This is a genomic window from Alphaproteobacteria bacterium (assembly GCA_039980135.1).
Taxonomy (GTDB): domain Bacteria; phylum Pseudomonadota; class Alphaproteobacteria; order UBA6615; family UBA6615; genus UBA8079.
The window spans coordinates 693,159-709,655 of record JBDXCV010000003.1 but is presented as its reverse complement, the minus strand read 5'-3'; the positions used below and the strand labels follow the sequence as shown (position 1 = coordinate 709,655).

The window sequence follows — 16,497 nt, the reverse complement described above, 5'->3', positions numbered from 1 at the left end:
CCGCGCCAGATCATGCGACGGTTCATCGTCATACTGCCCGTGCTGTTGTTCGCCGGATTGCTGGGGGTCATGGCCTCGCTGCTGACCGACGGCGAACGCAACAACGATCCCTCGCGCCTGCCCTCGCCGCTGGTCGGAAAACCCGCCCCGGCGATAAACCTGCCGCGCGTCGCCGACAACATACCCGGCGGCTTTTCGACCACAGAGCTCATCGGCGAGGTCACGGTCGTCAATGTCTTCGCCTCCTGGTGCGTTCCCTGTCTGGCCGAGCACCCGCTGATCACCCAACTTGCGGCGGACGGCGTGCGGGTCTACGGCATCAACCATCGCGACAAGGCGGCCGATGCCGTCACCTGGCTGCGCCGCCACGGCAATCCCTACAAGGCCATCGGCTTCGATGCCGATGCGCGCGCGTCTCTTGAATGGGGGGTGACGGGTGTCCCCGAAACATTCATCATCGATGCCGAAGGCGTGATTGCCTACAAGCATGCGGGACCGATCACGCCCGACATACTCAATCGGAAAATCCTCCCGAAACTGCGCGAAGTAGAAGGCGGATGAAGCAAGTCTCGGCCCTCCTGGCCATCACGATACTGGTCCTCCTGACCGGCGGTGCACCATCGCTGGCGGTGGAGCCCGACGAGGTGCTGGCGGACCCCGTCCTCGAGGGGCGTGCGCGTGCGATCTCGGCCGACCTGCGATGCGTTGTCTGCCAGAACCAGTCGATCGACGATTCCGACGCCGACATCGCCCGCGACCTGCGCCTGTTGGTCCGCGAGCGTCTGGTCGCCGGCGATGACGACGAACAGGTCGTCAGCTACATCGTCGCGCGATATGGCGATTTCGTGCTGCTCCGCCCGCCCTTCCAGCCCAACACCCTGGCACTCTGGCTCGGGCCGCCGGTCATGGCGATCGTCATCGCGACCCTCTCGGTGCTGTTTTATCAGACCTACCAGCGGCGACGCGCAGCCGGTGCGGAACCCGACCCCCTGTCTCCCACCGACCGGGCGGAACTCGATGCGCTGGTCGAGCGGATCGCCGACAACAGCCCGCCCGACCCGGACAACGCGTATCGCAGCCAGTTCCGCGCCGAGATCGAAGAGGGGCTGAGGCCACCGGCCGAAGATGGCGCGCCCGATCCCGATGATGCCCAGGTCAACGAATCCGACCTCGGAGACGGCGACCGTCCCGCCGGGACCGCCGACACCCCACGGCAGACATGATTTTCTGGATCATTCTTGCGGCCCTTACCGCGGCGCTGGTCGTCTGGATCGCCTGGCCGTTGTGGCGCCCGGTTGCGGGCAATATGGCGCGCGCCGAATATGATACCGCTGTCTACTACGACCAGCTTCAGGAACTCGAACGTGATCGCGCACGCGGTCTGATCGACGACGCCCAGACAGAGGCAGCCCGGGGCGAGATCGAACGCCGGCTACTGGCCGCAGGACGCGCCGCCGGTTTGTCGGGGGACCAACCGCGGTCCCGGCGCCATCTGACGCTCGCCGCCATCATCGCCATCCTGGTGCCGGTCGCCAGCGGCTCGCTCTATCTCGGCCTGGGCACACCCGGCCTGCCCAACCTGCCCTTCGCCGCGCGCGAGACGCCCCCCGAAGCGACCGGCGGCGTTGTCGCGGCGGCGCGGGCGCGCCTGCAGGAAGCCGAGGCGCGCACGGTCGCGACACCCAACGACGCCCAACCCTGGTTCGACCTGGGCCGCCTGCGCCTCGTCTCCGGTGACATCGACGGGGCCGAGATCGCGCTGGCGCGCGCCCGTGAACTCGACCCGGCGCGCACCGATATCGCATCCGCGCATGGCGAATCCCTCGCCCGCATCGCCGAAGGACTGGTCACCCCGGCGGCCCGCCAGGCTTTCGAGGCCGCACTCTCGGGCGATCCGGCCGATCCGCGCGCACGATATTTCCTGGCGCTGGCCGATTATCAGGCCGGGTACGAACAGGACGCGCTGGAAGCATGGTCGTCGCTCGCCGGTGACGCACCGGCGGACGCGCCGTGGCTGGCGACGGTCCGCGCGCGCGTCACCGATACCGCACGTGAACTGGGCCACGACCCGGCGGACTGGCTGCCGCGGGATACCGCCGCCACAGCCCCGGGTCTTCGCGGCCCGACCGACGAAGATATCGCCGCGGCCGCGAATCTCGACGACGCCGAACGTCAGGCGATGATTCAGGGCATGGTCGACAATCTGGCCGCGCGCCTCGAAGACGAACCCGACGACCTGTCGGGCTGGCGCATGCTCGCACGCTCGTGGGAAATGCTCGGCAATCCGGGGGCGGCGGCACGAGCCTATGCGCAGGCGATTGCGCTGGACCCGGACCATCCCGAGACGTTGTTCCGGGCCGCCGTCACGTCGGCGGAGTCCGGCAGTCTGGAAGTGGCGCGCGAACATTTCGTGCGCCTGCGCGAGCTGATCCCGCCGGAAGCCGATGCCCATCGCATGGTCAGCGAAGCCATCGCCCGCCTCGACGAGGATATCGCAGATGATCCGGGACGTTGACGCCTCGGTCCCGGACGGCTGACGATGGATATCGCGCTCGATCTCTTGCGGCTGACCGTCGCGCTCGCCGCCGCCGCCGGCATTCTGTACGGGCTCTATCGCGGCCTGCGCTGGCGCTTCCCCCGGCTGGGTGCCTTTCGAGCTCGGCTGATTATCGGACTTGGTGCCGTCATTCTCGTCGCCATCTCGATCAACCAGCTTACGACAAGCGGCGCGCAATGCGTGGCCCATGAGAATACCGTCCTGTTGCGTGGCGAGCGGATCATCAACCTGCGCCAGGCGGAAGTCGAACGGCCCGCGCGGAGCCCGGACTCGCCACAATATTCGAATGTCCTGGAATCATGCGCGTTCCTGATCCGGCATTGCCCGCTGGACGGCGCCGACAAGGCCGGCACCACCACCGCCCAAATTTGCGAAGACGCGGCGGCCGGATTATCCCTGGACTAGCCGCGGTCTGCCTGACTTTCCGCACGGATGCGGTGGCCATTCGCCATGCTCGAAAATTTATGCGACAATCTGACGCGGTTCTGCGAGATTTTGTACAGGACATCGAGTGGAGCGCATCTTGGCCGGGCTGGTGCGAGATCAGGCAAGGACCGGCCCACGGGTGCGCCCACAAGCGAAAGGGGCACCCATGAACGTTGCAGCAATCCTCAAAAACAAGGGCAATGGCATCGAGACCATACGGCCCGATTTGACGGTGTCACAGGCTTGCGCCCGGCTAACCGAACTCAAGATCGGCGCCCTCGTGGTAAGCGAGGATGGCCGGCAGGTCGACGGCATCATCTCGGAACGCGATGTCATCCGGCATATCGCGCGGGCCGGCGCGGAGATTCTGGACCTGCGGATCGCCGACATCATGATCCACGAGGTCGTCACCTGCACCAGCGAAGACAATATCGCCCATCTGATGGAAACCATGACCGAGCATCGAATCCGGCATCTGCCCGTCGTCGAGGACAATGAACTGATCGGGTTGGTGTCGATCGGCGATGTGGTGAAGCACCGGATCCGGGAAACCGAACACGAGGCCGAGGCCCTCAAGGCCTATATCGCGGCCGGCTAGACGGCGCGCGGGCCGTGCCGCGGCGCCCCGCGACAGGATGCGCAATTGAGCCAGACGGGCCCGGCGGTCATCATGCCGGCGTATCTCTACGGCAGCGAGGCCGCACATGTTTTCCGACGTTGATCGCTTCGAGTTCTTCCCGACGCTGATCTGGAAGTTCCAGGTCGAACCCGAAGAGCGGCCCGGCCTGAATGCGGCGCTGGGCGCCGAAATCACCCGGCTGGTCGGCGACCGCACAACAACCCCCGCCGGCGGCACCTGGCAGACCGGTCAGGATTTGCATGAGAACCCGGTCTTCGCACCGCTGGCACAGATGATTCAGGATGCCGCACTCAATGTGCTGACCGACCTAGAGATCGAGAATCACGACATCGCCATCACCGGCTGCTGGGCCAATGTGAACCCGCCGGGTGCCCAGCATATCCGCCATAATCACCCGAACAATTTCCTGTCAGGCTCCTACTACGTCACGGCGGGTGCGGGCGGCGACCGGATCAAATTCTCCGACCCGCGCGGCCAGACATCGGTCATGGCGCCGCCGACGCAGAACCGCAACCGGTTCAACTCCAACAATGTGATCATGCCGGTGGCCGAGGGCGATCTGGTGATGTTCCCCGGCTGGCTCGATCACGAGGTGCCGATCAACCAGTCGGACGCCGACCGCGTTTCGATTGCGTTCAACGTGATGTTCCGGAATTACGGCGAAGCGATGAGCGCGCCCATGTGGAAGAGCACCGCCGCCGGGTAACGCCAGCGCCCCAACGCGACAACGGTTCAGTCGTCGTCGGACTTCGCACCGGACGGCGCATCCGCGTCGGCCGCGTCACCTTCCGGCGTCGCTTCGTTCATGGGGTCAATCCGAACCCGCTGGACGCGGCGGCCCTTGATATCCTCGACCGTGAACCGGAAACCCTCCTCCTCGACGACGTCCCCCGATTCGGGGATCCGCTGGAGATGGGCCATCAGGAAACCGGAGATCGTGTTGGCATCGAGTGAATCGGGCACCGTAAACCCGGTGTCGCGCTCAAGATCGGCGAGCGATGCCAGGCCGTGGGCGATCCAGTGACCGTCCTTTTCCTCGACCGGGAAGACCTGCTCGGAGATATCGGTTTCATCGGCGATTTCACCGACGATCTCCTCGATCAGATCCTCGAGCGTAACCAGGCCGACGAAGGTGCCGTATTCATCGACAACGCAGGCCATATGGGCGCGCTTCTCGCGCATCTCCTCGAACAGGCGCGCGACCTTGAGGGTCTCGGGAACCACCAGCGGCTCACGCGTGAAGATATGCAAGTTGCTCCAGGGTGCCTCCTGCCCCGCCAGCAGGGAATGCATCAGGTCGACCATGAGAACGATACCGACAAGATTGTCCGACTCGCCCTCGACCACGGGATAGCGTGAATGGCCCTGCTCGCGCATCGTGGCGAGGCTGGCATCGGGCGGCCCGTCGAGCCTGAGCACGTCGGTTTCGATCCGCGGAATCATCACGCGGCCTACCGAACGTTCATCGAACTTGAAGACGTTGTGGATCATCTCCGCCGTGTCGACATGAAGTTCGCCATGGACGGCGGAAGCATCGACCAGCCCGCGCAGCTCGGTATCGGTCAGGATGTCCGCATGGGAGGCCTCCGCGACACCCATCATGCGCAGGATTGAGGCGGACGCCTTGTTCAGAACCCAGGTCAACGGATAGAAAAGGAGATAGGAGACCTGCAGCGGATAGGCGAGAGAGATCGACATCTGTTCGGCCTTGCGAATGGCCAGGGTCTTCGGCACCTGTTCACCGACCACGATATGCAGGGACGAGAACACCAGAAACCCGACGATGAAGGCGACCGTGTGCAGGGTTTTCTCGCTCAGGGCCAGGGGTTCCAACACCGGGGTGAGCAGTGCGGCAACCGTGGGTTCACCCACCCAACCGAGGCCCAGGGAAGCCATCGTGATACCGAGCTGGCAGGCGGCCAGATAGGGCTCGATATGCTTGAGCATATGAACCGTCAGGCGCGCCGAGCGACCGCCCCCTTCGGCGGCGGCGTCGATTCTGAAGCCCTTCGCCTTGACCAGGGAAAATTCGGCGGCGACGAAAAATGCGTTCGCGCCCAGCAGCAGGACCGCCACCAGCAGGCTCAAGAGTGGACTATCCATGGTCGGGACCATTTCCAGGTGATTGTTTCAGAAGTATTCTGCGCATCGTGTAGTCCGACGGGAGGTTGCCGTCGAGGACCAAAACCGGAACCCGGGCACGCAACACCGGGGTTCTCCGACATCCATGTGCCGCAAGGCCATTGCAAGTGCCAGCCGGAAAGACAATGGACCGGCCGCGTCACGCAACCGGACAAACGCCTGCACCGGACCGACCTGCGGCTATTTCGCCAATTAATCGCAGAGGTTTCGAAAGCCTTTGCGCAACGCCGTCGCGTCTACTCGCCGGTGAAAACCGGCTTGCGCTTCTCCATGAACGCCGTGCGGCCTTCGATATAGTCCTGGCTGGCGAAACAGGCCGCGACCTGTTCGGCGCAGAGTGCCGTATCCCGGTCCGCCGGCGCTTTCAGGTTTTCCTGCACGGCCGTCTTTACCGCCCGGATGGTCAGCGGGGCGTTGCCGGAGATGCGCTTGGCATAACCATCGCAATAGGCCTCCAGCTCGCCGCGCGGCATCACCCGGTTGATCAGCCCCATGGTCAACGCCTCGTCTGCATCGAACTGGCGCGCGGTATAGAAGATCTCCATCGCAAAGGAAGGCCCGACGACCTGCATCAACCGCTCGATACCGGCTGCCGCGTAACCCAGGCCGAGCTTGGCGGCCGGAACGGCGAAGCGCGAATCATCCGACGCGATGCGGATGTCACAGCACAGGGCGATCGCCAGGCCGCCGCCGATGGCGTAGCCGCCGATCTTCGCGATGGTCGGCATGGGCACATTGGTCAGCGTCTCCTGGAAGTCCTTGACCGAGGCGTTGTATTCGTCGACCGCCGCCTTCGAATCCCGCTCTTCGCCGAATTTCGAGATATCCGCGCCGGCGACGAAGGCCTTCTCGCCCGCCCCGGACAGCATGATCACCCGGACATCGCCCGCCGCACAGAATTCGCGGATCACAGCGGCGCCGTCGCGCCACATCTCCAGCGACATGGCGTTGTGGCGCTCGGGATTGTTGAAAATGATGTGGCCGATTGCGCCTTCGCGTCGGCTGATGATCCGGTCGGTGGTCATGTGTCTCTCCTGGCCATTCAACGGGCCGTATTGGCGGCTAAATGCCTGTTTCGATCTGGTTGGTTTCCCGCGAGGTCAGACAGTGTGCGCTCAATCAATATACAGCGGGTGGAGTTCGAGGAAGTCCGAAACCCGTGATCCCTCGTAGTAAGTCGCGGCGAAGGACGGCCGGGCCTGAAACCGTTCATACCAGGCGCCGACAAGGGGATAATTGTCCTCCCATATCCCGGCGAGATCCAGGTCGGCCATGCGGTCGATCGCGGGGATCACCAGCACGTCGGCCAGGGTGAACTGGTCTCCCATCAACCACGGGCCGTGTTCGAGCGCAGCCTGCATACGCGCGCAGGTATCGTCGAGCTGGCCCAGCGCAATATTGACATCCTTGCGGCTGAAACCGGTCGGCTTGCCCATGCGCTGGAACATCTCCCGGCGCACCTTGCGGACATTCATCTGCTCGTCCTCGAACTGCGCCTGATCGAGGCCCTCGAAGCGATACAGGAAGGCCCGGTTGAAGGATGGCACGCGGATCGCGGGGACCGGCACCTCTTCGGCGAAATGCATCCAGGCCCGCATCCGGGCGCGCTCGACCACATCATCGGGGGAGAGCTCGACCCCTGGATAGCGCTCGTCGAGATACTCGCAGATGACGCTCGATTCCAGGATCACGTCGTCCCCGTCCACGAGGGTCGGCACCACGCCGTTCGGGTTGAGTTTCAGATATTCGGGATCGAGCTGGTCCTTCTTGCCGAGTTCGAGAAACACCGTGTCGAACGGCAGCCCCTTCTCGGCCAGGACGACGCGCACCTTCTGGCTGCAGGTCGAGTGATGGGCGTGATAGAGCGTGATCATGGTGGACTCCTCGAAACTCGTTTGCCGACTGCGCCTCAGATAAGACGCCCGGAATCGATCTTCAGCAACGTGCCCGTCATGTGCGGTGCCAGGTCCGACATGGCGAACACGACGAACTGCGCCAGCTCCTCGGGCTCGGCCAGCTCACCCAGCGGAAAAGTCTTCGCCACCCGTTCGCCATGCCCGGGTATCGCGCGCACCAGTTCGGTGTTGGTCGTGCCCGGAACCAGGACATTCACGCGGATCTTGTGCGCGGCCAGTTCGAAGGCGAGCGATTGCGCCAGATTATGCAGCGCGCCCTTGCTGGCGGCGTAGGCGATAAATCCCGGCAGCGGGCGGATACCCTGGGACGATCCGGTGATGACGATACTGCCGCCTTCACCCTGCGCCAGAAGCCGGCGGGACGCTTCCGCCACAACCCGAAACGTGCCGTTCAGGTTGACGTCCATGACCGCGTCCCAGCTGTCGAAATCGAGCTCGGCGATCGGCTCGCGGGTGCCTGTGATACCGGCATTGGCGAGTATCCCGTCGAGGCGGCCGAACCGTTCGACGCTTTGGTCGAACAGGCCGGCGACCTGATCGCCGTCGCGGATATCGCCGGCGACGCCGAGCGCCGTCCCATCGAGGTTTGCCGCCGCGAACGCGTCGACCGTCGCGGCAAGCTTGTCGCCCTCGATATCGTTGAGGACCACGTTGGCACCCGCCTGCACGCATGCGAAGGCGCTCGCCTTGCCGATCCCGGACGCCGCGCCCGTGATGATGATCGTCTTGCCCGTCAGGTTCATCGCCACGTCTTTCTATTGAAGTTCCACCACATTGCGACCCGCCCCGGCCAGCCGCTCCCAGTGCCGCCGCACCCGGGCGCCTGAATTCGCAAAACCCAGATATCTAGCCCTGTGCGGCGTCGTGCTCCGCAATGATGCGATGGGCGTCCTCGGTATACTCGGCCTCGGGAAACTCGCCGCCGATCACGAACAGCATCAGCGCCTCTTCCTCGCCCTCCGGTGCTTCCAGGCAGGAGAACCGGCGGATCACACCCGGCGGAAACGACACGACATCGCATGGACCGGCGTCGACATACTCATAATCGTCACCCTCGTTCCAATGGCACCGCCACTTGCCGTTGATCGGCATGAAGGTCTCGTTGGTGTCGTGGTTGTGCATCAGCGGGCCCTTGCCCGGCTTGCACTTCACGAAACCCAGATTGAAGCCTTCGAAGATGTCGATGGCGGCGCGCATGGACGATTCCGCACCCACCGGCGATTCCATGCTGTCGTCCTCGGGCGGGCGGAAACCGATGATATTGATGAGTTCCTTCTCACACTGCGGCAGGTGACTTTCGGGCAGTCCCTCCTTGGAGCCGCTCTGGTCCTTGAACAGGGCCACGCGTTTCATCATTTCGTCGCGGGTCCACACGCGTGCTTCTGGCATCATGAGATGATCTCCCTTTTTTCCGTGGTGCCTGAGATTTTACCCGACCAGGACGGGTCCGGCGATTTGCGGCACCGTTTCTCGATTATAGAGCCTCAACCGGCGATTTCGCCCCCGGATGTCTCGTCGACCTGGCTCATCGCCGCGGCCAGCAGCTCGTAGGACCGCACCCGCGCGGCATGCTCCCAGATCGCGCCCACGACCATCAGCTCGTCTGCGCCGGTCGCCTCGATCAGCGGGTCCAGCTTGGACTTGATCGTCTCCGGCGCGCCATAGAAGGAGCAGCCCAGCATGGATGAGGCCTGGGACTTTTCCATCGGCGACCAGTAATCCTCGATATCATCGACCGGCGGCGGCAACTGGCCGCGCGTGCCGCGCACCATGCGTGTGAACTGCTGCTGGGGCGTGGTGAACAGCCGCCGCGCTTCGTCCTCGGTATCGGCGACAACCACGTTGCAGCCAATCATCACATAGGGCTCGGCGAGCTGGGCCGAAGGCTCGAACCGGTCGCGGTAGATCTCCACCGCCTGCATCAGCGCCTGGGGCGCGAAGTGGGAGGCGAACGCGTAGGGCAGGCCCAGCATGGCGGCGAGCTGGGCGCCAAACAGGCTGGACCCCAGAATCCACAGCGGCACGTTGGTGTCTTCCCCGGGGATCGCGTGAAGCACCTGATTCTCCTGCGGCGGGCCCAGCAACGCCTGCAGTTCGACCACGTCCTGGGGGAAATTTTCCGACGATTCCGGGCCGCGCCGCAGCGCCTGCAAGGTGCGCTGGTCGGTGCCTGGCGCGCGCCCCAGACCCAGATCGATGCGACCGGGGAACAAAGTGGCCAACGTGCCGAACTGCTCGGCGACGACCATCGGCGAATGGTTCGGCAGCATGATGCCGCCGGCACCGACGCGGATCGTCTTCGTGCCGCCCGCGACATGGCCGATACACACGGCGGTCGCCGCGCTGGCGATGCCGGCGAGGTTGTGATGTTCGGCCAGCCAGAAACGGTTATAGCCGGCGGCCTCGGCATGCTGCGCGAGGTCGCGGGCATTGGCCAGCGCGTCGGCGGGCGTGAATCCCTCGCCGATATAGGCGAGGTCGAGAACGGAGAGTTTCACCATGGCGTTATTCTAGCGCAAGCCCGCCGCCAGGGCAGTGTCTGCGCCAAATACCGGCACAGACATCAGCGTGTGCTGGTGATCATGCCGCCATCGACCGCATAGGTATGCCCGGTCAGGAAACTCGCCCGCTCGCTGGCCAGGAACGCCGCCAGTGCGGCGAACTCCTCGACCGTGCCGACGCGGCCGACGGGAATGTCCGCAGCCTGGGCCGCCGCGGCCTCTTCGAGGCTGATCCCCCGCTTCTCGGCCATCGCCGCGCGCGTGGAGCGAAGCCGGTCCGTCTCGATCCGCCCCGGCATGATGACATTGATTGTCACCCCGTCCGGCGCGATCTCGAGGTTGATCGTCTTCGACCAGTTGACCAGCGCCACCCGGAGCGTGTTCGAGATGCCGAGAACCGGAATCGGCTCGACCACACCCGACGACGACACCGTGATGACCCGGCCCCATCTGCGCTCGCGCATCCCCGGCAACAGGTGGCCGGTCATTCGGATGACGCTGAGCACCATCGCCTCGAAATATTGCGCCCAGGTGTCGGTGTCCACGGCGCTGATCGGCCCCAGTGGCGGGCCGCCGGTGTTGTTGATCAGGATGTCCACCCCGCCCAGTTCGGCCTCGGCAGCGGCGGCCGTCGCGTCGACGGAATCCAGATCGGACATGTCACAAGCCCGGCTCAACACCTCGACGCCATGATCCTTGCCGATACCCGCCGCGGCCGCCTCGCAAGCCGCGGCATCGCGGCTGGCCAGCATGACCCGCGCGCCCTCGGCGGCGAGTTCATTGGCGATGCCGAAACCGATACCCCGGCTGCCGCCGAGCACGAGGGCACGTTTGCCCTTCAATCCCAAATCCATGACGTCTGTTCCCTTAAATGTGGCGTGTGAGGTTTCGGCGGGTGCGTGCCTATCCCGTCGGCACTTCGTCCTTCCACTTCTCCGGCCGCAGCGCCAGTTGCGCGAGGCCCTCCATGTCGGCGGCTTCCTCGGCGGGGAAGTTGAGCTCGACCGTGATGCCGTTCGGGTCACGCACGAAGACCTGATACAGGTCTTCCTTGCTCGCCTGCTGCTCGAGATAGGTCACGCCGCGTTCCTTGAAGCGGTCAGTCATTTCCACGCGGTTGGCCGCACGGAACGCAATGTGGTGAATCGGGCGGCTGCCCTGCGCGATATCCTCGGGCGTCGCGTTCGGGTCGGGCGCCGGGCGGGCCTCGTCATCCGGGCGCGGCGGTACGACATGGATGATGTCGCGCTCACCGAGATAGAGCCAGGTCACCTCGACGTCGGCACCGAAATCCGGGTGCGGACCCTCCTCGAAGCCGAGATTGTCGATATACCACTGCACCGTCGCCGCATAGTCCTGGGCGACGACGAGAAAATGTTCGAGATGAGAAATGGCCATGGATCGGTCCTCTGAGTCTGTACCCGGAAGCGCTGAAAAAAGGGGTCCCGGATAATAGAAGTATGATTGGCCGGAACATTACTTACAATCGGCAGGCTTCCAAATCGGAATCACACCGTCGGCACCCCGGCGGCGACACCCATTCAATTGGCGCGCACCAATGCCGAGGATGCCATGTCGAATTCGGTAAGGGCGATATTGCTCGTGATCGGCGCTGCCGGTCTCGCCGCGACGATGCACAACATCGTCCGCTACCTGACGTTCGAACAAGGCCTGCATGCCTTCGAAGTGGCATTCTTCCGCAGCTTCTTCGGATTGATCATTTTCGTTCCCGTGATCGCACGCCAGGGGATCGGCCTGCTGCGAACCGAAAAACTGCCCTGGCATTTCGCCCGGGGGTTGGTGAACGCCGCGTCGATGATCTGCGTGCTTGCGGCACTGGCGTTGATTCCGGTGGGTGATGTCGTGGCCATCAGTCTGATCGGGCCTGTTTTCGTTGCCCTGCTGGCGATCCTGTTCCTGGGCGAAAAGGTCGGGCCACGCCGCTGGCTCGGTATTGCGCTCGCGGTCGCAGGGGCATTCGTCATCCTCCGGCCGGGATTCGTGGAAATCAGTCTCGGCACCATGCTGGCGCTTGCCTCGATCCTGCTGGTCTCGAATTCGAGGATCATGGCCAAGATGTTGTCGCGCTACGATTCGCCGACCACGATCGTCGCCTATCTCACCTTGTTCATGACCCCCATCACCCTGATCCCGGCGCTTTTCGTCTGGCAGTGGCCAACCGGCGAGCAACTGCTGTGGCTCACGGCCATCGGCCTTTTCGGCACCACCGAGCACCTGCTGTTCACCCATGCATACAGGCTTGCGGATGTCAGCCTCGTCGAACCGGTCAGCGCGATGCGCATGGTCTGGGCGGCCGCGATCAGCTATGTGGTCTTCGCCGAATTCCCCGACACCTGGACATGGGTCGGCGCCGGCATCGTCGTCGTCGGCACGACATATATGGCGCGGCGGGATGTCGTGCGGGGTGTCCAACGGCCCCTCCCGACGATCGAGAACTAGCGTCCGACATGGCGGAACGTCTGGACGCGCCATTCGCGACCGGCCAGACTGGAAACCAACAATACGCGATGCCGCACGAATCCCAGGGGGAAACACGATGATCTACGAAGTACGCACCTACCGGCTGAAACTCCGCACGGTTCCCGAATTCATGGAGAAATTCGAGGCCGCTTACGAGAACGGGCGCAAGCAGCTGTCGCCGCTCGCCGCCTTCTTCTATTCCGAAGTCGGCCCGCTCAACGAGGTCATTCATATCTGGCCCTACAAGGATCTCGCCGAGCGCGAGGCGGTGCGCGCCGAGGCGGTCAAGACTGGCGTCTGGCCACCCGACATCAACGACATGATCCACGAGATGAAGGCCGAGGTCTTTACCCCCTTCCCGTTCATGACCGAGTTCCTGAACGGCGAGCACGGCCCGCTGTTCGAGTACCGGGAATACGCGGTCCACGCCGGGACAATCCCCGGGATCATCAACGGCTGGAAGGACGCGATCGACGCGCGGATGGAGCTCTCGCCCTGCGCCATGGCGATGCACACCGATATCGGCGGGCTCAACAAATACGTCCACATCTGGGCGTATGAGAGCTTCGAGCAACGCGCGCAGGTGCGCGCCGAAGGTGTGGCGAAGGGGGTCTGGCCGCCCAAGGGATCGCCCAAGGGCGCGATCATCACCCAGGACAACAAGCTGCTGCTGGCGCCGGCGTTCTCGCCGCTGCGTTAGGGCGGCAGGACGCGGGCCGCCGCTCAGTTTTCGTAGCGGTCCTCGATGCCCGACCAGCGGGGCATCTCGACGATGTCGAGATATTCCGGGAAGGACAGCCCCGTGTTGGCGAGCTTGAACTCGCCGCTCTTGATGTCGGCCAGGGTGTCGCGGATCGTGCGCGCCGCCAGCATCAGGGTGGTGATGCCGTAGCTCGCGATGCTGTAGCCGATCTCCCCGAGCTCGGCGGGTGCCAGCAGCGGCGTGACGCCCCCTTCGATCATGTTGGAGAGCTGGGGCACCGGCAGTTCCTCGCAGATGCGCCGCATGTCCTCGATCGAGGTCGGCGCCTCGATGAACAGCGCGTCCGCACCCGCCCTCATGTAGCGCTCGCCGCGCCGCAGCGCCTCGTCGAGGCCGTCGGTGGCGATGGCGTCGGTGCGCGCGATGATGAAGGTGTCGGGGTTCAGGCGTTCGCCGGCGCACGCGCGCAGCTTCGCCTCCATCTCCTCGACGGGCACGATGCGCTTGCCGGCCATATGGCCGCAGCGCTTCGGCGCGAGCTGGTCTTCCATGAAGATCGCCTGCGCGCCGATCTTCTCGTAATGGTTCAATGTGTAGACCGCATTCTTGACGTCACCGTAGCCAGTGTCGACGTCGACAAGGCACGGCAGGTCGGTGACGGCGAGGATGTCGCGCACGCCGGCTGAAATCTCGCCCAGCCCAAGCAGCCCGATATCGGGCACGCCGTAACGCGACCCGACAATCTGGAAGCCACCGATCATGAAGGCATCGAAGCCGGTCTGTTCGATCAGCCGGGCGGTCAGCGCGTCATGGGCGCCGGGGATGACGAGCGGTGCGGCCTCGTTGGCGAGCTGGCGAAAGGTCTTCGGTGCGGTGCTGGGTTCGGTCATGGCATCCTCCCTGGGGTCGCGCCCCCGATCATGGGTCCGGCCAGCGTAGAGCATCCGGACGGTTTCAGGCCTCGGTGCGGCGTCTTTCTAGACGCGGTCCCGTTTGGGTTTCTTGCGCTTCATGGGCGCGTGGCCAGATTGAATCGCCGCGCGCGCCTTCGCACTCATTTTAGGTGCCTTGAGCCCGAGTTTTCCCTTCCCGGGATTCTTGCTCCCGGGGCTCTTGTTCCCGGCTTTCTTCGACTTCTTCTTGCCCTTCTTCACCCAGGGCTTCTTCTCTTCCGCTTCCCAGGGCATTCTCTCGTCGCCCGCCGACGCGCCGGAGGTCGGTCCGGCATGGCGTTTCCCGCCCTGGCCCGTGTTCTCTGTTCGCGGTTTTTTTTCGTAAGACTTTTTCTTCGAGTAGGGCTTGTCGCCATAGGGCTTCTTATTCGCATAAGGCTTGGCGGTCGTCTCACGTGGTTTGTCCGCGCCCCCGGTCGGATCGCCTTCCCGCCGCGTCACGACAATGTTCTTCTCCACCTTGCCGCTGGGACCGATGCCCTCAAGGAAGCGGTCCACGGAGCTCGCGGCGAGTTCCACATGGGTCTCGCCGGCCTGGATCCGGATCGCACCGATATCCGCCTTGGTCAGGTGCCCGGCGCGGCACAGCATCGGCATCAACCAGCGCGCCTCGGCGCGCTCATCTCGCCCGACCGAGAGGGTGAACCAGACGCTGTCCTTGAAGTTGTCCCGACGATCCTTGCGCGGCTCGGGCGGGGCGGCATCGAGCAATTCTTCCGGGGCGGTCTGGTCTTCGAGATGGCGGCGCAGAAACGCGGCGGCGATCTGCTCCGCGTCATGGTGCGACAGAAGCTCCTTTGCGAAGGCGCGTTCGTCATCGCTCAACGGCGCGCTCAATGCCGGGTCCGTGAAAATTCGCTCGCGGTCGCGCTGCATGATCTCGTGCGCGGAAGGCGGGTTGGCCCAAGTGGCTTCCACGTTGGCGTTCTTCAGAAGCCGCTCGGTACGCCGGCGCATATTGTGCGGCACGATCAACGCGCACACTCCCTTGCGGCCCGCGCGACCGGTTCGCCCGCTCCGGTGCAGGAGAGATTCCCGGTTCTTGGGAATGTCCGCGTGGATCACCAATTCCAGATTGGGCAGGTCCAGTCCCCGTGCCGCCACATCGGTGGCGATGCACACCCGAGCGCGCCCGTCGCGCAACGCCTGCAGGGCATGGGTGCGTTCGTTCTGGCTGAGTTCGCCCGACAGCGCCACGGCGGAAAAGCCCCGGTTGGCAAACCGGCTGGTCATCCGGTTGACGGCGGCGCGTGTGCCGCAAAATACAAGTGCATTCTTCGCATCGAAAAAGCGCAACACATTGACGATGGCATTTTCGGCATCGTTGGGTGCGACCGTCAGAGCGCGGTACTCAATATCCACATGCTGGCTCTGTTCCGCCGATGTCGAGACCCGCACCGCATCGCGCTGGTAACGCTTGGCGAGGTTGGCGATGGCGCGCGGCACGGTGGCGGAAAACAACAATGTGCGCCGGTCCGCAGGCGCGGCATCGAGGATGAATTCGAGATCGTCGCGAAAGCCCAGATCAAGCATTTCATCGGCCTCATCAAGCACCACGGCCTTGAGGCCCGTCGTGTTGAACGAACCGCGTTCGATATGGTCGCGCAAACGCCCCGGCGTACCGACCACGATATGCGCGCCGCGCTGCAGCGCCATGCGTTCGGCGCGCGCATCCATGCCGCCGACACAGGACGCGAAGGCCGCCCCCGTCGGTGCGTACAGCCATTCGAGTTCGCGGCGAACCTGCAGGGCCAGTTCGCGGGTCGGCGCGACGGCGAGCGCCAGCGGCACGTCCGCCCGGGCGAATCGATCGGCGCCCGCCAACAGGGTCGGCGCCAGCGCCAACCCGAAAGCAACCGTCTTGCCGGAACCGGTCTGGGCGGACACCAGTGCGTCCGCATCCTTGTTTTCGAGCGCAAGGATTGCCGTCTGCACCGGGGTCAACTGGGTGTAGCCGCGCTGGGTCAAAGCCTGCTGGAGCGGCGGTGCAACGCCTTCGAATTCTGTCATGTTTTCTCTATCAAATGCCGGGCAGGTGCGGTCGGTACCGGGTCGAACCCGTCACCCAGGGCCGTCCTATATCATGCCCGTGCAAAAGTCAGGCACGATCTCAGCGCTTGCGCTGTGACGGGGCATGCTTAACCTCCTATTACAGTCAGTGCCGATTTCAACACCGGG

Annotated in this window: 17 protein-coding genes and 1 pseudogene; 8 read left to right on the top strand and 10 right to left on the bottom strand. The window is 64.3% G+C overall.

Features of this window, described 5'->3' with window-relative positions; all coding sequences use genetic code 11:
• The first annotated feature begins 12 nt into the window (after positions 1 to 12).
• From ABJ363_05325 to ABJ363_05300, 6 genes and pseudogenes are all read left to right on the top strand, one after another.
• Positions 13 to 561 carry a DsbE family thiol:disulfide interchange protein gene (locus ABJ363_05325; protein ID MEP4378402.1) on the top strand — a complete coding sequence of 183 codons (549 nt, stop codon included), beginning with the start codon at positions 13 to 15 and terminating at the stop codon, positions 559 to 561.
• Positions 558 to 1,028 (top strand): annotated as a pseudogene (locus ABJ363_05320) (cytochrome c-type biogenesis protein). Before ABJ363_05325 ends, ABJ363_05320 begins: the two are co-directional and overlap by 4 nt.
• Positions 1,029 to 1,219: 191 nt before the next feature.
• Positions 1,220 to 2,515 carry a c-type cytochrome biogenesis protein CcmI gene (gene ccmI, locus ABJ363_05315; GenBank protein MEP4378401.1) on the top strand — a complete coding sequence of 432 codons (1,296 nt, stop codon included), beginning with the start codon at positions 1,220 to 1,222 and terminating at the stop codon, positions 2,513 to 2,515.
• A gap of 24 nt (positions 2,516 to 2,539) precedes the next feature.
• On the top strand, positions 2,540 to 2,962 hold the full coding sequence (locus ABJ363_05310; GenBank protein ID MEP4378400.1) for a hypothetical protein: 423 nt from the start codon (positions 2,540 to 2,542) through the stop codon (positions 2,960 to 2,962).
• 187 nt (positions 2,963 to 3,149) lie between these two features.
• Complete coding sequence (locus tag ABJ363_05305; protein MEP4378399.1) at positions 3,150 to 3,581, top strand: CBS domain-containing protein; 432 nt, start codon at positions 3,150 to 3,152, stop codon at positions 3,579 to 3,581.
• A 106-nt stretch (positions 3,582 to 3,687) separates the two neighbouring features.
• On the top strand, positions 3,688 to 4,329 hold the full coding sequence (locus ABJ363_05300; GenBank protein ID MEP4378398.1) for a 2OG-Fe(II) oxygenase family protein: 642 nt from the start codon (positions 3,688 to 3,690) through the stop codon (positions 4,327 to 4,329).
• Positions 4,330 to 4,355: 26 nt separating this feature from the next.
• Here the strand turns inward: ABJ363_05300 and ABJ363_05295 are convergent, their stop codons facing one another.
• The 8 genes from ABJ363_05295 to ABJ363_05260 form a co-directional block, all read right to left on the bottom strand.
• Positions 4,356 to 5,726, bottom strand: a complete 1,371-nt coding sequence (locus tag ABJ363_05295; GenBank protein ID MEP4378397.1) for a hemolysin family protein — start codon at positions 5,724 to 5,726, stop codon at positions 4,356 to 4,358.
• 275 nt (positions 5,727 to 6,001) lie between these two features.
• On the bottom strand, positions 6,002 to 6,790 hold the full coding sequence (locus tag ABJ363_05290; GenBank protein MEP4378396.1) for an enoyl-CoA hydratase: 789 nt from the start codon (positions 6,788 to 6,790) through the stop codon (positions 6,002 to 6,004).
• A 90-nt stretch (positions 6,791 to 6,880) separates the two neighbouring features.
• Positions 6,881 to 7,639, bottom strand: coding sequence for a glutathione S-transferase family protein (locus tag ABJ363_05285; protein MEP4378395.1), 759 nt, complete (start codon positions 7,637 to 7,639; stop codon positions 6,881 to 6,883).
• 35 nt (positions 7,640 to 7,674) lie between these two features.
• On the bottom strand, positions 7,675 to 8,424 hold the full coding sequence (locus tag ABJ363_05280) for an SDR family NAD(P)-dependent oxidoreductase (GenBank protein ID MEP4378394.1): 750 nt from the start codon (positions 8,422 to 8,424) through the stop codon (positions 7,675 to 7,677).
• 103 nt (positions 8,425 to 8,527) lie between these two features.
• A complete protein-coding gene (locus tag ABJ363_05275; GenBank protein MEP4378393.1) occupies positions 8,528 to 9,073 on the bottom strand; it encodes a cupin domain-containing protein in 546 nt (181 codons plus the stop codon).
• Between the two features lie 92 nt (positions 9,074 to 9,165).
• Positions 9,166 to 10,182 (bottom strand): LLM class flavin-dependent oxidoreductase, encoded by a 1,017-nt coding sequence (locus ABJ363_05270; protein MEP4378392.1) that lies wholly within the window; start codon positions 10,180 to 10,182, stop codon positions 9,166 to 9,168.
• 62 nt (positions 10,183 to 10,244) lie between these two features.
• On the bottom strand, positions 10,245 to 11,036 hold the full coding sequence (locus ABJ363_05265; GenBank protein MEP4378391.1) for an SDR family oxidoreductase: 792 nt from the start codon (positions 11,034 to 11,036) through the stop codon (positions 10,245 to 10,247).
• A gap of 49 nt (positions 11,037 to 11,085) precedes the next feature.
• Positions 11,086 to 11,580, bottom strand: a complete 495-nt coding sequence (locus tag ABJ363_05260; protein MEP4378390.1) for a VOC family protein — start codon at positions 11,578 to 11,580, stop codon at positions 11,086 to 11,088.
• 174 nt (positions 11,581 to 11,754) lie between these two features.
• Between ABJ363_05260 and ABJ363_05255 the strand changes: the two genes are divergently transcribed.
• Together ABJ363_05255 and ABJ363_05250 are read left to right on the top strand one after the other, a co-directional pair.
• Positions 11,755 to 12,642, top strand: coding sequence for a DMT family transporter (locus ABJ363_05255; protein MEP4378389.1), 888 nt, complete (start codon positions 11,755 to 11,757; stop codon positions 12,640 to 12,642).
• 97 nt (positions 12,643 to 12,739) lie between these two features.
• Entirely contained in the window at positions 12,740 to 13,363 is a 624-nt protein-coding gene (locus ABJ363_05250) for an NIPSNAP family protein (protein ID MEP4378388.1), read from the top strand.
• A gap of 23 nt (positions 13,364 to 13,386) precedes the next feature.
• Here ABJ363_05250 and ABJ363_05245 read toward each other — a convergent pair whose 3' ends face one another.
• Positions 13,387 to 14,256 (bottom strand): isocitrate lyase/PEP mutase family protein, encoded by an 870-nt coding sequence (locus ABJ363_05245; GenBank protein MEP4378387.1) that lies wholly within the window; start codon positions 14,254 to 14,256, stop codon positions 13,387 to 13,389.
• A gap of 87 nt (positions 14,257 to 14,343) precedes the next feature.
• Positions 14,344 to 16,329 carry a DEAD/DEAH box helicase gene (locus ABJ363_05240; protein MEP4378386.1) on the bottom strand — a complete coding sequence of 662 codons (1,986 nt, stop codon included), beginning with the start codon at positions 16,327 to 16,329 and terminating at the stop codon, positions 14,344 to 14,346.
• Positions 16,330 to 16,497: the final 168 nt, after the last annotated feature.

Excerpts from the sequence above, each read along its gene's own strand:
- ABJ363_05280 (MEP4378394.1), bottom strand. The coding sequence starts at position 8,424 with ATGAACCTGACGGGCAAGACGATCATCATCACGGGCGCGGCGTCCGGG.
- ABJ363_05285 (MEP4378395.1), bottom strand. The coding sequence starts at position 7,639 with ATGATCACGCTCTATCACGCCCATCACTCGACCTGCAGCCAGAAGGTG.
- ccmI (MEP4378401.1), top strand. The coding sequence starts at position 1,220 with ATGATTTTCTGGATCATTCTTGCGGCCCTTACCGCGGCGCTGGTCGTC.
- ABJ363_05260 (MEP4378390.1), bottom strand. The coding sequence starts at position 11,580 with ATGGCCATTTCTCATCTCGAACATTTTCTCGTCGTCGCCCAGGACTAT.
- ABJ363_05240 (MEP4378386.1), bottom strand. The coding sequence starts at position 16,329 with ATGACAGAATTCGAAGGCGTTGCACCGCCGCTCCAGCAGGCTTTGACC.
- ABJ363_05270 (MEP4378392.1), bottom strand. The coding sequence starts at position 10,182 with ATGGTGAAACTCTCCGTTCTCGACCTCGCCTATATCGGCGAGGGATTC.
- ABJ363_05300 (MEP4378398.1), top strand. The coding sequence starts at position 3,688 with ATGTTTTCCGACGTTGATCGCTTCGAGTTCTTCCCGACGCTGATCTGG.
- ABJ363_05275 (MEP4378393.1), bottom strand. The coding sequence starts at position 9,073 with ATGATGCCAGAAGCACGCGTGTGGACCCGCGACGAAATGATGAAACGC.
- ABJ363_05265 (MEP4378391.1), bottom strand. The coding sequence starts at position 11,036 with ATGGATTTGGGATTGAAGGGCAAACGTGCCCTCGTGCTCGGCGGCAGC.
- ABJ363_05325 (MEP4378402.1), top strand. The coding sequence starts at position 13 with ATGCGACGGTTCATCGTCATACTGCCCGTGCTGTTGTTCGCCGGATTG.
- ABJ363_05255 (MEP4378389.1), top strand. The coding sequence starts at position 11,755 with ATGTCGAATTCGGTAAGGGCGATATTGCTCGTGATCGGCGCTGCCGGT.
- ABJ363_05305 (MEP4378399.1), top strand. The coding sequence starts at position 3,150 with ATGAACGTTGCAGCAATCCTCAAAAACAAGGGCAATGGCATCGAGACC.
- ABJ363_05310 (MEP4378400.1), top strand. The coding sequence starts at position 2,540 with ATGGATATCGCGCTCGATCTCTTGCGGCTGACCGTCGCGCTCGCCGCC.
- ABJ363_05245 (MEP4378387.1), bottom strand. The coding sequence starts at position 14,256 with ATGACCGAACCCAGCACCGCACCGAAGACCTTTCGCCAGCTCGCCAAC.
- ABJ363_05295 (MEP4378397.1), bottom strand. The coding sequence starts at position 5,726 with ATGGATAGTCCACTCTTGAGCCTGCTGGTGGCGGTCCTGCTGCTGGGC.
- ABJ363_05250 (MEP4378388.1), top strand. The coding sequence starts at position 12,740 with ATGATCTACGAAGTACGCACCTACCGGCTGAAACTCCGCACGGTTCCC.
- ABJ363_05290 (MEP4378396.1), bottom strand. The coding sequence starts at position 6,790 with ATGACCACCGACCGGATCATCAGCCGACGCGAAGGCGCAATCGGCCAC.